Raw genomic sequence first — 14,009 nt, 5'->3', positions numbered from 1 at the left:
ACAGCCGGGTCAACTGCCGAAGGGCGATCTTATCGCCATTATTGATTTTTGATAATGGAAAGCACAGCTTTCTGTTGTTGGGTGAAAAACTCAATTTTATGAGTTGCTTTATTTTCGTGCGTCGGATGCGCATCAACTTGTAAATCAGTCAATAAGAGTAGTAAAAGTAAGTATTTGCTATATAGACTCTGACGAAGAACTCATTTTTTATTGGGGATTTTTTGCGCGCGTGGAAAATCCGGGAGAAAACAAATAAAGTGAGTGTATTTACAGGCAGTATGTCATCAACGACATGCTGCCTATATTTTTGTAATGATTCAGCTCTACACCTCGATTCCGGTGCGATTCATCCCGTTGCGGCTTTTCGCCAAATCGATTTCCAGTCAGAAGTGTTCGCTCATGCAGGATTGACACTTTTGGATGAAACTCTGCCGGGCTCTGGATCATTACATATTTTTACAAACTGGAGGAAACCATGGGGGAGAAACTGAAACTGTACGGGTTTAATAACCTGACCAAAGCCCTGAGCTTTAACATTTATGATGTCTGTTATGCCAAGACGGCAAGAGAACAGAAAGACTATATTGCTTATATAGATGAACAGTACAATGCGGAACGTCTAACCAATATTCTTACAACTCTGACGGACATGATCGGGGCAACGGTCCTGAATATCGCGCGTCAGGATTATGAGCCTCAGGGGGCTTCCGTTACGCTTCTGATCGCAGAAGATTCCATGCTTCCGAGAAGTCAGACGCAGCTGGCCCATCTGGATAAAAGCCATGTGACGGTGCATACCTATCCGGAATATCATCCGGAAACCTGCATTGCCACGTTCCGGGTGGATATCGATGTGGCAACCTGCGGAGAGATCACGCCGCTTTCCACACTGGATTATCTGATCGGTTCCTTTGACTCGGATATCATTACGATGGATTACCGGGTCAGAGGCTTTACAAGAGATGTCAATGGAAAAAAACTGTTTCTGGATCATCCGGTCACATCCATACAGGATTATATCAATCCGGAAATTTTAAGGCGTTATGATGCGGTGGATATCAATGTCTATGCGGCGAGCCTTTTTCATACCCGTATGATGATCAAGGAACCGGATCTTCAGAATTATCTGTTTAAGACGGATATTTATGAGCTGCCGCCACTGACCAGGCTGGAGATCATGAACAGCTTGCGCCGGGAAATGATCGAGATCTTCAACGGCAGAAACATTTATTAGGAGGCAAAAACGTGAAAGAGTTATCTCAGGAAAGAGCTCCGATCTACGAAGCACTGGAGCGTTTCAATAAAATGCGGGTCGTTCCCTTTGACGTGCCCGGTCATAAAAGAGGGAGAGGAAATCCGGAGCTGACCCGCCTCCTCGGTGAAAGCTGTATCCGGCTGGATGTCAATTCCATGAAGCCACTGGACAATCTCTGTCATCCGGTTTCCGTGATCCGGGAGGCAGAAGAACTGGCAGCAGAGGCGTTTCATGCGGCTCACGCCTTTCTGATGGTGGGAGGGACAACCTCTGCCGTACAGAGTATGATCCTTTCTGCGACGAGAAGGGGAGAGAAGATCATTCTTCCCAGAAACGTACACCGGAGTGTTATGGGAGCCATGGTACTGAACGGAGCCATTCCCGTCTATGTCAATCCGGAGGGAAACGAACGGCTTGGAATCCCCCTTGGCATGAGTGTGGAAGCGGTAAAAAAAGCCATTCAGGAAAATCCGGATGCCAAGGCTGTTTTTGTCAACAACCCGACCTATTATGGCATCTGCTCTGATCTGAAGGCCATCGTGGAGCTGGCTCATGCAAACCACATGCTCTGCCTGGTGGATGAAGCGCATGGAACTCATTTTTATTTCAGCGATAAGCTTCCGCTGTCTGCGATGGATGCAGGGGCTGATATGGCCGCTGTTTCCATGCATAAATCCGGCGGAAGTCTGACACAGAGTTCCCTGCTGCTTACCGGACCGGCCATGCAGGAAGGCCATGTCCGCCAGATCATCAACCTGACCCAGACCACCAGCGGCTCTTATCTCTTGCTTTCCAGCCTGGATATTTCCAGAAGAAACCTGGCACTCAGAGGAAAAGAAGCCTTTGAACAGGTGATCTCCATGGCGGAATATGCCAGAAAAGAGATCAATCAGATCGGCGGTTATTATGCTTATTCCCGGGAACTGATCAACGGGGACAGCATTTATGATTTTGATGTGACCAAGCTTTCCGTAAATACGCTGGATGTGGGACTGGCAGGCATCGAGGTCTATGATCTTCTGCGTGATGAATATGACATTCAGATCGAGTTTGGAGATCTCGGAAATATTCTTGCCTATCTGTCCATCGGAGACCGTCCCAGGGAGATCGAGCGTCTGGTCAGTGCCCTTTCGGAGATCCGGCGGCGCTTCGGAGGAGAAAAGGGTGGCCTCATGAAGCAGGAATACATCGACCCGAGAGTGGTTGTCTCACCGCAGGATGCGTTCTATGCGGAAAAGGAATCTCTTCCGCTGATGGAGACAGCCGGCCGGATCTGCAGTGAGTTTGTCATGTGCTATCCGCCCGGAATCCCGATCCTGGCTCCCGGAGAGGAGATCACGGAGGACATTTTAAACTATATCGTTTATGCCAAGGAAAAAGGCTGCTCCATGACAGGACCGGAGGATGCGGCGATTGAACGGCTGAATGTGCTGAAAGGAGTTTAAGTATGGAATTATGGTTTACGGAGTCACATACCCCGAATGTGAAATTTTCCATCCGGGTGGACAGACAGCTTTATTCTTCTCAGAGTGAATTTCAGAGGATCGATGTCTTTGAATCACCGGAATTTGGCCGGATCCTTGTTCTTGACGGGTATCTCATGATGACGGAAAAGGATGAGTTCATTTATCATGAAATGATCACCCATGTTCCCATGGCGGTGCATCCTAATGTAAAAACGGTACTGGTCATCGGGGCCGGAGACGGCGGTGTGATCCGGGAGCTGACCCGTTATCCGGAGATCGAGCACATTGACATGGTAGAGATCGATGAAGAGGTGGTGGAGGTCTCCAGAAAATATCTTCCGAAGACCGCCTGTGCCTTTGATGATCCCCGTCTGCATATTTTCTATGAGGATGGTCTGAAATTCATCCGTTCTGCCCATGACAAATATGATCTCATCATTGTGGATTCTACAGATCCCTTCGGACCGGGGGAAGGACTGTTTACCAGGGAATTCTACGGAAACTGCTACAAAGCCCTTCATGATGACGGAATCCTGATCAACCAGCATGAAAGTCCTTTCTATGAGGAGGATGCCATGGCCTGCCAGCGGGCGCACAAACGCATCGTGGAATCTTTCCCGTTAAGCAGGGTCTATCAGGTACATATCCCGACCTATCCGTCCGGTCACTGGCTTTTTGGCTTTTCATCCAAGAAATATCATCCTCTGAAAGATCTTGACGAGGCCCGCTGGAATGCCAGAGGACTGAAATGCCGTTACTATACAACTACGCTTCACCGGGGCTCCTTCTATGTCCCGGCTTATGTGGAGGAATTGCTGGAAGATGTTGAGTAGAAATATCGAGACTTTTTTAGAATGTGATAAGACCTATGAAGAGGCGGATACGGTCCTTTTCGGAGCCCCCTTTGATTCCACCACTTCTTTTCGCCCGGGAACCCGCTTTGGAAGCGGAGCCATCCGTCATGAATCCTTTGGACTGGAAAGCTACAGTCCTTATCAGGACAGGGATCTTCGGGATGCCCGGATCATGGACAGCGGAGATCTGGAGCTTCCTTTTGGAAACACGGAGGAAGTACTCCGGGAGATCGAAGAGCGGGCAGCAGAGATTCTGGAAGCCGGAAAAAGACCCTTCCTTCTGGGAGGAGAGCACCTGGTCACGCTGGGAGCTTTTCGTGCAGCCCTGAAAAAATATCCGGACCTTTGCATGATCCATTTTGATGCCCATACGGATCTTCGGGAAGATTATCTGGGTGTTCCGCTTTCTCACGCCTGTGTCATCCGAAGATGCTGGGAGCTGGCCGGTGATGGCCGGATCCATCAGTTTGGGATCCGCTCCGGGGAACGGGAAGAGTTTCTCTTCGGAAAGGAGCATACCGATCTTCATGCCTTTACCTTTGAAGGTCTTGCAGAGGTTGTGGACTCGCTGAAGGACCGGCCGGTCTATTTTACGGTGGATCTGGACGTTATGGATCCTTCCGTTTTCCCGGGAACGGGAACTCCGGAACCAGGCGGAGTGAGCTTTGAAGAACTGCGAAGGGCAGTCACACTGGTCTGCCAGAAGACCAATGTTGTTGCACTGGATGCCAACGAACTGTCTCCGCATTATGATGCCAGCGGGGCGTCTACGGCTGTGGCAGCCAAGATCGTCCGCGAAATGCTTCTGGCACTGATGCAGTAAATTTTTGTAAATCCGGGTCTGGTGTTTTCCGGTTCAAAGTGCTCACTCATGAGGCGGTGAGGGGCACTTTGAGCTGGAAAACCGCATGGCTCTGAAATAATTATAAAATATCAGTAACTGTTCAGGACGTTCAAAACAACAGGCCACAGGTCTAAGCGCTGCTTCGGTCTGAACTATTACAGATATCAATGAAAAACAGGAGGAATTGTTTTATGGGAAAAGTACTGATCATCGGCTGTGGCGGGGTTGCCTCTGTTGCCATTCACAAATGCTGTCAGAACAGCGAGGTATTCAGCGAGGTGTGCATCGCCAGCCGCACAAAATCCAAATGTGACGCACTGAAAGAAAAACTGGAAGGAACCACCAAAACAAAGATCACCACAGCGCAGGTGAATGCAGATAACGTAGACGAGCTCATTGCGCTGATCGAAAAGGAAAAGCCGCAGGTGGTTTTAAACCTGGCCCTTCCGTATCAGGATCTGACCATCATGGATGCCTGCTTGGCTACGAAGACCCATTATGTGGATACCGCCAATTATGAACCGGAGGATACGGCAAAATTTGAGTACAGCTGGCAGTGGGCTTACCGGGAGCGCTTTGAAAAAGCAGGGATCACGGCTCTTCTGGGAAGCGGCTTTGACCCAGGTGTGACCAGTGTATTTTCTGCCTATGCCCTGAAGCATCAGTTTGATGAGATCAATTATATCGATATCCTGGATTGCAACGGCGGCGATCATGGATATCCCTTTGCCACCAATTTCAATCCGGAGATCAATATCCGTGAGGTTTCTGCCAAGGGCTCTTACTGGGAAGACGGCCACTGGGTAGAAACAGAGCCCATGGAGATCAAACGGGTTTACAATTTCGACCAGGTAGGAGAGAAGGATATGTATCTTCTCCATCATGAGGAGATCGAAAGCCTGGCTCTGAACATGCCGGGAATCAAGAGGATCCGTTTCTTCATGACCTTCGGACAGAGCTACCTGACCCATCTCCAGTGCCTGGAAAATGTGGGTATGACCTCCATCGAACCGATCATGTATGAAGGAAAAGAGATCGTTCCCCTTCAGTTCCTGAAAGCAGTCCTTCCGGATCCGGCTTCTCTCGGACCGCGTACAAAAGGAAAAACGAACATCGGCTGCATTTTCCAGGGAAAGAAAGACGGAAAAGACAAAACCTATTATCTCTACAATGTATGTGATCATCAGGAATGTTATAAAGAGGTCGGCTCTCAGGCAGTTTCTTACACGACCGGTGTTCCTGCCATGATCGGTGCCATGATGCTGATGACCGGAACCTGGAATAAGCCCGGTGTCCACAACATTGAAGAATTTGATCCGGATCCCTTCATGGATGCCCTGAACAAATGGGGACTTCCCTGGACAGAGGATTTCCAGCCGGTGCTGGTAGACTGATGCGTACACCGTATTTTGTCGTTGATGAAAAAAGCCTGCTCCGGAATCTGGAGCTGCTGAAAAAAGTAGAAGAGGAGGGTCCCTGCCGGATCCTTCTCGCGCAGAAGGCGTTTTCTATGTTTTCTGTCTATCCGCTGATCCGGAAGTATCTGTCTGGTTCAACAGCCAGCGGACTCTATGAGGCAAGACTGGGAAAAGAAGAATTTGGCGGAGAGACTCATGTATTTTCTCCTGCTTACCGAGAGGATGAATTTGAGGAACTGTTGACCTATGCCGATCATCTGGTATTTAATTCCCCTTCCCAGCTTCGGAAATATGCTCAACGGGCGAGAGCGCTTGGAAAAGAAATCGGTCTTCGGATCAATCCGGAATGTTCCACCCAGGAGGGGCATGCCATTTATGACCCCTGCGCCCCGGGCTCCCGTCTGGGAACCACAAGGGAGCAGTTTGATGAATCCCTGCTGCCGCTTCTTGACGGTTTGCATTTTCATACGCTCTGCGAACAGAATTCGGATGACCTTGAGACCACGGCAGATGAATTTGAAAAGAAATTCGGAAAATATCTGTCTCAGATGAAATGGGTGAATTTCGGCGGCGGTCATCACATCACCAGAGAAGACTATGATGTGGAACGGCTGCTTCGGATCGTCCGCCATTTTCACGAAACGTATGGCGTCACGGTCTATCTGGAGCCGGGAGAGGCCGTGGTCTTAAATGCCGGTTTTCTGGTCACTTCTGTTCTGGAGACGCTGCATAACGGAATGGATATCGCTATTCTGGATACTTCTGCAGCCTGTCATATGCCGGATGTTCTGGAGATGCCTTACCGTCCTCCGTTAAGGGACAGCGGGCTTCCCGGAGAAAAAGCAGTGACTTATCGTCTTGGCGGTCCTACCTGCCTGGCAGGCGATGTGATCGGAGATTACTCCTTTGATGCACCGCTGAAGGAGGGAGATTGTCTGGTTTTTGAAGATATGGCGCTTTACACGATGGTAAAGACCAATACTTTTAACGGAATGCCGCTGCCGTCGATCGCTCTTCGCCATGAAAACGGCAGGATCGAAGAGATCAGGCGGTTTGGCTATGAAGATTTCAAGAGCCGCCTCTCCTGACAGGTTTTTGTTTGATTTTTGATTGCTGAGTTGTCAGAAGTTTTTAGCGGAATCAAGTAAGTCCCAATCCACTGCGTCTATTGCGTAGAGCAATACGTAGTGGGTCGGGACTTTTGTTTTAGCAGTTGCTTTTAGGAAAGTGAAAAAGCATCGGATGGAGATTTCTTACTCAGGAGCGTTTGCTCATGCGGATCATATTCCAGCTGTGGCGGGCGAGGAAGCCGGAAAGCTGACCATCCTTTAAAGAAACAGAAGTGCCTGGAACAGGAACAACTGCATCCGGCTGAGCTTCTGTATTGACTGCCTTCAGGTCATCATTGGAAAGAACCAGATGTTCGGTGATCGTGTAACCACTGAACTGGCGAAGGTCGCAATGAATCTCCATATCCTCTTCCAGATCTTTGTTTACGGCAAAGAGTGTCAGCTCTTCTTTCTCTTCGTTCCAGACCAGAACGGCATCCAGATAAGGGGCATCGCCGTAGGTCTTGCTGTCATAGACAGGACCTTTTACCAGCGTGTTCAGTACGGTTCCGCGGCCGTAGGCACTGGTAAGAGCGAAGGGATAAAAGATCGTCTGTCTCCAGGCGCCGGTATCCGAGGTCATAATAGGAGCGATCACATTGACCAGCTGTGCCAGGCAGGCGATCTTGACACGGTCGGCGTGCTTCAGGAGAGTAATGAGAAGGCTGCCGACCAGAAGAGCATCCTCAAAATTGTAGATATCCTCCAGCTGATGCGGTGCCTTGCCCCATTTTTCCAGCTTTTCATCTGCTTCATGAGAATGATACCAGACATTCCATTCATCAAAGGAAAGATTGATTTTTTTCTTTCCGCGTTTCTTTGCTTTGACACTGTCCAGAATGGAGACAACGGAAGAGATAAACTCATCCATTCCCACACTTCCTGCCAGAAAATCCGGTGTGTCGTTGGCAGCGTTGGAGTAGTACTGGTGAAGGGACATATAGTCTACTTGGTCATAACAGGTGCTGAGCACCTCATCCTCCCAGGTTCCGAAGGTGGGCATGGTGAGTCCGGAGCTTCCGCAGACGACCGTTTCGATGGAAGGATCCAGCATCTTCATGATCCGGCCGGTTTCCTCAGCAGTACGGCCGTATTCGTAAGCGGTTTTGTGCCCCATCTGCCAGGGGCCGTCCATCTCATTTCCCAGGCACCAGAGCTTGATATTATGCGGTTTTTCATAGCCGTGCTTTCTTCTCAGGTCACTGTAATAGGTGCCGCCCGGAAAATTGCAGTATTCCAGAAGATTTCTGGCTTCTTCCGGACCGCGGGTGCCTAAGTTTACAGCCATCATGACATTGGTATCTGCTTTCTTTGCCCAGGAAGCGAACTCATTGAGACCGAAAGCGTTCGTTTCAATGACCTGCCAGGCCAGCTCGGCACGGGCTGGGCGCTCTTCTTTTGGCCCTACGCTGTCTTCCCAGCGGAACCCGGATACAAAATTGCCGCCTGGATAGCGGACGACAGGAACCTTCAGCTCCCGCACGAGATCGATGACGTCTTTTCGGAACCCTTCTTCATCAGCAAAAGGACTTTCCGGCTGGTAAATGCCCTCATAGACAGCTCGTCCCAGCTGTTCGATAAAAGAACCGTAGATCCTGGGGTCTACTTCATCGATGATATAATGTTTGTCTGCAATGATTTCTGCTTTTTTCATGTGCAATTTCCTCCTGTTCGTATGAAATGTTCAGAGTCAGGCAGATTTCCATGAAAAGTGTAAGTCATGCTAATCTATTTGGCGGATACGCCGCACCGACGAAATGCGAAGCACTTGGGAAGTTGACTCTGAACAGGTACAGCAATTTACTATAAGTGTAGTGCGAAAATGAGATCTTGCCCACTGTTTTTCTTCCGGAAAATTTGACTTTTCTTCCGGTCCTGTGCTAGTACAGTGAATATTAAGTAACCGCCATATTGACTTGTCTGATTTTTCATCTGCTGCGTTGTCGTCAATCGACGTAGCCACCGCTACGCCTCATTCCTCCGCCTTGCATATGAAGAAATCATCCTGCTTCAATATAGCAGATACTTAATTTTTCACTGTACTAGGATGATGAGAAAGAAGTTTACCTGTTTCCAGCAATTCTCAAAAGGCTGCCTTCATTTCTGGTTATAAGCCATGTAGCAAAGATGGATTGTAAATATCCGATTAACGGAAAGGAATATGCGATGTTTCAGATCAATTACTGTGAATTTAACCGCTCAAATGCGGATCAGGACCGGATCTACCGGCCTGGTGGGAGCGGAGACTATCTGCTTTTACTTTTTAAGACACCGATGAAGTGCCATCTGAAGGGAAAATTGGAGATTTCCAGAGAAAATGCCTGCCTTCTCTATGCGCCGGGAGAAGCACAGGATTATCAGGCTGTGCAGAAATTCCGGAACAGCTATGTTCATTTTTCTACAGATCTTTTCCTGGAAAAGCAATATCAGCTTCCGACTTCCCGGCTTCTTTATCCGGAGAAATTTCAGGAACTGGATGAATTCTTACGCCTGCTTCAGAAAGAGTATCTTTCGAGGCAGCCCTATTATGAAGACCGCTGCCGGATTCTGACGGAAGAACTATTTCTCTTTTTGTCCAGGAACCTGATTTCCGAAACAAAGGATACGGACAGAGAAACTTCTGAATTAAAAGAAGAATTTCAGAGACTCCGGCTTAGAATGCTCTCCAGCTGTGAGGAAGACTGGAGTGTGGAACGGCTCTGCTGGGAGAGCAGTCTCTCCAAGAGCCAGTTTTTTGCCTGGTATAAGAAATTTTTTGACAGCAGCCCGAAGGCAGAACTTCTGGACGCCCGGATGGAGAAAGCCAGAACCCTTCTGACCAACGAAGCCCTACAGGTTCAGCAGGCGGCCAGACAGTGCGGCTTCACCAATATGCAGCATTTTTCCCGCTACTTCAAAGCCCGGTATCACTGCTCGCCGCGGGAGTATCGGGAGCAGTTGCGGAAATAAATTTAAGCATATTTTTTTGATGGAAATTTGCTTGACTTTGCGAACTAATTGAATTATTCTACTCGTAAGAAAGTAACTTACGAGTTAGTGAATTATGAGTATATTGAAAACTAGGAGGCGAGAAAATGAGTCAGTTCTATTGCCGTGAAAATGAGCTCAGAAAGCTGAATAAGCGATATGAAGGTGATAAGTTTGAATGCGTTGTCATCTACGGAAGAAGGCGGGTCGGTAAAACAGCCTTGATCAATGAGTTCTGTAAAGGAAAACCAACCATTTTTTTCTCGGCACTCAACACAACGGGAAAAGAAAATCTGGAGGCACTTTCAAAAGCAATCATGACTTTTGAACGGCCGGATGTGGAATTTGCACCGGAGTTCCGGTCATATGACGCGGCATTAGACGAGCTGACAGCACTTTCCAGGGAAAAGAGAATCGTCTTTGTTATTGATGAGTACCCTTATCTGGCAAAGGCGAAACCAGCGATCTCTGCCATGCTGCAGCATGTCATCGACCATAAGTGGACGGAATCCAAGATGTACCTGATTCTTTGTGGATCTTCGATGAGCTTTATGGAGAATCAGGTGCTTGGAAAAGAAAGTCCGCTGTATGGAAGAAGAACAGCTCAGTTTAAGATTGCACCGTTGGATTATAAGGAAACAGCAGTGTTTCATCCGAATCTGTCTGATGAGGACAATTCGCTGATCTATGGCATCACAGGCGGTGTTCCGCATTATATCAACAAACTGGATGTAAGAGACAGCGTAGATGAAGCATTGCTCGACAATCTGTTTGACCGTTCCAGCTATCTGTATGAGGAGCCAGCCAATCTTCTCAAGCAGGAACTGCGTGAGCCGGCTATTTATAATGCCATCATCAAGGCAATCGCTGAAGGTGCCTCCCGTCTGAATGATATTACGACGAAGGTCGGAGAGGACAATTCAGTGGTATCCAAATACCTGAAAACGTTAATTGATCTTGGTATTGCGAAAAAGGAAACACCGATAACAGAGAAACCAGGCAAGAAAACAGTGTATTTGCTGGCAGATAATTTTTTCCGGTTCTGGTACCGATTTGTTCCGGGCAATATGAGCGCAATTGATTCTGGAAGAATTGTAAAGACCTATCCACACGCTGTAAAGCAGTACCTTTCCGACTATATGGGATTGATATTTGAAAAGATGTGTCAGGATTATCTGGTGTATTATGCAGACCAGCTTCCTATTGAATTGAGTGAAATTGGTCAGTGGTGGGGAACGGATCCCAGGAAGAAAAAGCAGATACAGATTGATATTGTTGGAACTCCTGTAGAAGGAAAAGAATATATGATCGGTTCCTGCAAATACAGGAATGAAAAAATCGGTGTGGATGAACTTGAATTGCTCAGAGATTATGCATCGGTATTTGGAAAAGGAAATAATTACCACTATTATATTTTTTCGAAAGGTGGATTTACGGACGGACTACTCCAGGCACAGGGGCGGGGAGAGGTTCGGTTGATTACTTTGGAGGATCTTTACAAGTAAACAAATAACTGGAAACTGCCAGATGCTTAGACGCAGAGCAGAATCTGATATAAGATCGGATTCGCTCTGCGTTGTCTTGTTTCAGTACCTTTTATAAAACTTCTTGATATTATCATAAATGAGAATATAATAGAAATAGAGAATAATAAAGGAAGGATGGGGATATGGAACTAGCAGAAATTGTGATGAATCCGGTGCGGCAGAGAATCTTTCAGTATATTCTTATTCACGAAACGGGTACCGTTAAGGAAATCCGCAAGGCATTGCCGGATGTTCCCAGCGCAAGCCTCTATCGTCACATGAAGATTCTGACTGAGAATTCCATTCTCATGGTGGTGGGCGAAAATCGCATTCGTGGAACGGTAGAGAGTATTTACAGTTTGAATAAAAGCGCATTGGAAGTTGATGATGCGGATGGTATGGCTGTCCAGACTGCACTTCTTGGCATTTGTGCCTCCTTCGCAAAATATTTCTCCAGTGGAACTCCTGATCCGAAAAAGGATATGTTGCTCATGACCACCTGTACGCTGACGCTGAACGATGAGGAGTTCATGAATTTTCTCTCTGAAATCAATCAGGTTGCTGTAAAATATATGAATATTCCTGTAAAAGAGGGCTGTAAACAAAGGCAGATCACATTGATCTCGGCCCCGACAGATAGGCAGGTGAATTGAATGAATAAGGAAGAAACATAGTTGAAAAAGCCAGACGCTAAGACGCAGAGCTGAACCGAAGAAAAGAACGGATTCACTCTGCGTTTTTTGTTTCCTGATTTACGAGGTGCTGATGCCGGATGGTATTCAGAGAGAGGTAGTTGACAAGACTGGGGCAGATCTGAAAGCTTTTGAGCACGTGAAGTATTGCCTTACGGTCAGAAAAAATCAGATCCACGAAGGTAACGATGAAAAAAACAGATATAAGGAGGAGAAGACAATGCTGAGAATTGAACACTTATCAAAAACATACGGTGGGAAAAAAGCAGTGGACGACCTGAACCTGCACATTGCGCCCGGTGAAATTTATGGCTTCATTGGCCATAACGGAGCAGGCAAGACCACAACGCTGAAATCAATAGCCGGAATCCTGCAATTTGACGTCGGGGAAATCTATATTGACGGCAAGTCCATTCGGACTGCACCCCTGGAGTGTAAGTACACCTTTGCCTACATCCCGGATAACCCGGACTTGTATGATTATATGAAGGCATCAAATATCTGAACTTCATCGCAGATATTTTTGGTGTCAGTGCCGCTGAACGGAAGCTGCGTATCCGTAAATATGCCGATCTATTTGAACTGACGGGCGATTTGGCCGAGCCCATCGCCGCCTATTCCCATGGCATGAAGCAGAAATTGGCGATTATTTCTGCATGGCTGCACCAGCCGAAGCTGATTCTGATGGATGAGCCTTTCGTAGGCCTTGACCCCAAAGCCTCCCATTTACTTAAAGGGATGATGCGGGAAGTTTGTGACGAGGGTGGCGCAATTTTCTTCTCTACTCATGTTCTGGAGGTGGCTGAAAAGCTCTGCGACAAGGTGGCCATTATCAAGGGTGGAAAGCTGATCCGCTCCGGTACGATGGAGGAGGTCAAGGGAGATGATTCTCTGGAGGATGTATTTCTGGAACTGGAGGGAGAATGATGCTGAAACTTCTGCTGAAAAAACAATTATTTGAGATTTTTAGCTCCTATTTCTACGATGCCAAAAAGAATAAAGCGCGCTCTAAGATTTCCATAGTGATGTATTTTGCTTTGTTTGCACTGCTGATTGTTGGTCTGCTGGGTGGAATCTTTACCTTCCTTGCTGTAAAGCTCTGCACACCTTTGGCATCAGCGAACTTGAGCTGGCTTTATTTTGCGCTCATGGGACTCATTGCCGTGCTGCTGGGTGCTTTTGGCAGCGTGTTTAACACTTATGCGGGGCTGTATTTACCCAAGGATAATGATTTGCTGCTGTCCATGCCGATTCCGGTGTCAAGTCTGGTGGCCGCCCGGTTGTTCAGCGTCTACCTGATGGGGTTATTGTATTCTGATGTTGTGATTCTTCCGGCAGTCATTGTCTACTGGGTGACAACGAGCGTAACACCATCTTCGCTTTTTGGTGGGTTGGTCCTGATGTTTTTGATTTCTGTCTTTGTACTGACGCTTTCCTGCATCCTTGGCTGGGTCGTGGCAAAAATCAGCCAGAAGCTCAGACACAAGAGCGTGATTGCCGTACTGGCCTCGCTTGCTTTTATCGCCCTGTACTACTTTGTGTATTTCAAAGCGCAGAGCATTCTTCAGGAGTTACTGGCCAATGTAGCAGTGTACGGGGCGCAGATCAAGAGCAGTGCCTACCCGCTATACCTGTTCGGCAGCGTCGGTGTGGGAGACGGAAAAGCAATGCTGATTGTCGCTGCTGCCCAGGCAGTTCTGTTTGGCCTGATGTGGATGCTGCTTTCCCGCAGCTTTTTGAATATTGCAACCTCCACCGGAAAAACAGAGCGAAGGAAATACCGGGAGACCGTCATCCGGCAGCAAAGTGTTGACGCGGCACTCTGAGCCGGGAACTTGCACATTTCACTGCCAGCCCCAGCTATATGCTCAATTGTGG

The 14,009-nt window shown here is 47.8% G+C and carries 11 protein-coding genes and 1 pseudogene; 11 read left to right on the top strand and 1 reads right to left on the bottom strand.

The window, feature by feature from the left end:
- Positions 1–475: 475 nt before the first annotated feature.
- The 6 genes from speD to nspC all read left to right on the top strand — a co-directional run bounded on the left by speD (position 476) and on the right by nspC (position 6,925).
- A complete protein-coding gene (gene speD / locus DXA57_RS05940; protein WP_117765595.1) occupies positions 476–1,234 on the top strand; it encodes an adenosylmethionine decarboxylase in 759 nt (252 codons plus the stop codon).
- 11 nt (positions 1,235–1,245) lie between these two features.
- Positions 1,246–2,700 carry an aminotransferase class I/II-fold pyridoxal phosphate-dependent enzyme gene (locus tag DXA57_RS05935; protein WP_117765593.1) on the top strand — a complete coding sequence of 485 codons (1,455 nt, stop codon included), beginning with the start codon at positions 1,246–1,248 and terminating at the stop codon, positions 2,698–2,700.
- Positions 2,701–2,702: 2 nt separating this feature from the next.
- On the top strand, positions 2,703–3,554 hold the full coding sequence (gene speE / locus DXA57_RS05930; protein ID WP_117765591.1) for a polyamine aminopropyltransferase: 852 nt from the start codon (positions 2,703–2,705) through the stop codon (positions 3,552–3,554).
- Positions 3,544–4,398, top strand: a complete 855-nt coding sequence (speB, locus tag DXA57_RS05925) for an agmatinase (protein ID WP_117765589.1) — start codon at positions 3,544–3,546, stop codon at positions 4,396–4,398. Before speE ends, speB begins: the two co-directional genes overlap by 11 nt.
- A 212-nt stretch (positions 4,399–4,610) precedes the next feature.
- On the top strand, positions 4,611–5,813 hold the full coding sequence (locus tag DXA57_RS05920) for a saccharopine dehydrogenase family protein (RefSeq protein WP_117765587.1): 1,203 nt from the start codon (positions 4,611–4,613) through the stop codon (positions 5,811–5,813).
- Positions 5,813–6,925, top strand: a complete 1,113-nt coding sequence (gene nspC, locus DXA57_RS05915) for a carboxynorspermidine decarboxylase (RefSeq protein WP_243005722.1) — start codon at positions 5,813–5,815, stop codon at positions 6,923–6,925. The genes DXA57_RS05920 and nspC overlap by 1 nt, the downstream gene beginning before the upstream one ends.
- A gap of 169 nt (positions 6,926–7,094) precedes the next feature.
- On the opposite strand, the gene arfA is transcribed toward nspC, so the two are convergent.
- Positions 7,095–8,600, bottom strand: coding sequence for an arabinosylfuranosidase ArfA (gene arfA / locus DXA57_RS05910; protein ID WP_117765583.1), 1,506 nt, complete (start codon positions 8,598–8,600; stop codon positions 7,095–7,097).
- Between the two features lie 512 nt (positions 8,601–9,112).
- Between arfA and DXA57_RS05905 the strand changes: the two genes are divergently transcribed.
- From DXA57_RS05905 to DXA57_RS05885, 5 genes and pseudogenes are all read left to right on the top strand, one after another.
- The gene (locus DXA57_RS05905) at positions 9,113–9,895 is read left to right on the top strand and encodes a helix-turn-helix transcriptional regulator (RefSeq protein ID WP_117765581.1); all 783 of its coding nucleotides are present in this window, start codon (positions 9,113–9,115) and stop codon (positions 9,893–9,895) included.
- Between the two features lie 125 nt (positions 9,896–10,020).
- Positions 10,021–11,418, top strand: a complete 1,398-nt coding sequence (locus DXA57_RS05900; protein ID WP_117765579.1) for an ATP-binding protein — start codon at positions 10,021–10,023, stop codon at positions 11,416–11,418.
- Between the two features lie 164 nt (positions 11,419–11,582).
- Positions 11,583–12,092, top strand: coding sequence for a helix-turn-helix domain-containing protein (locus tag DXA57_RS05895; RefSeq protein WP_117765577.1), 510 nt, complete (start codon positions 11,583–11,585; stop codon positions 12,090–12,092).
- Between the two features lie 259 nt (positions 12,093–12,351).
- Positions 12,352–13,058: pseudogene (locus DXA57_RS17800) on the top strand (ABC transporter ATP-binding protein).
- On the top strand, positions 13,055–13,957 hold the full coding sequence (locus DXA57_RS05885; protein ID WP_147345662.1) for a hypothetical protein: 903 nt from the start codon (positions 13,055–13,057) through the stop codon (positions 13,955–13,957). The pseudogene DXA57_RS17800 and the gene DXA57_RS05885 overlap by 4 nt, the downstream one beginning before the upstream one ends.
- The last annotated feature ends 52 nt before the right edge of the window (positions 13,958–14,009 follow it).

This window comes from Blautia sp. OF03-15BH, from assembly GCF_003463065.1.
Lineage (GTDB): Bacteria > Bacillota > Clostridia > Lachnospirales > Lachnospiraceae > Limivivens.
This window is presented reverse-complemented; position numbering and strand designations above follow the sequence as displayed.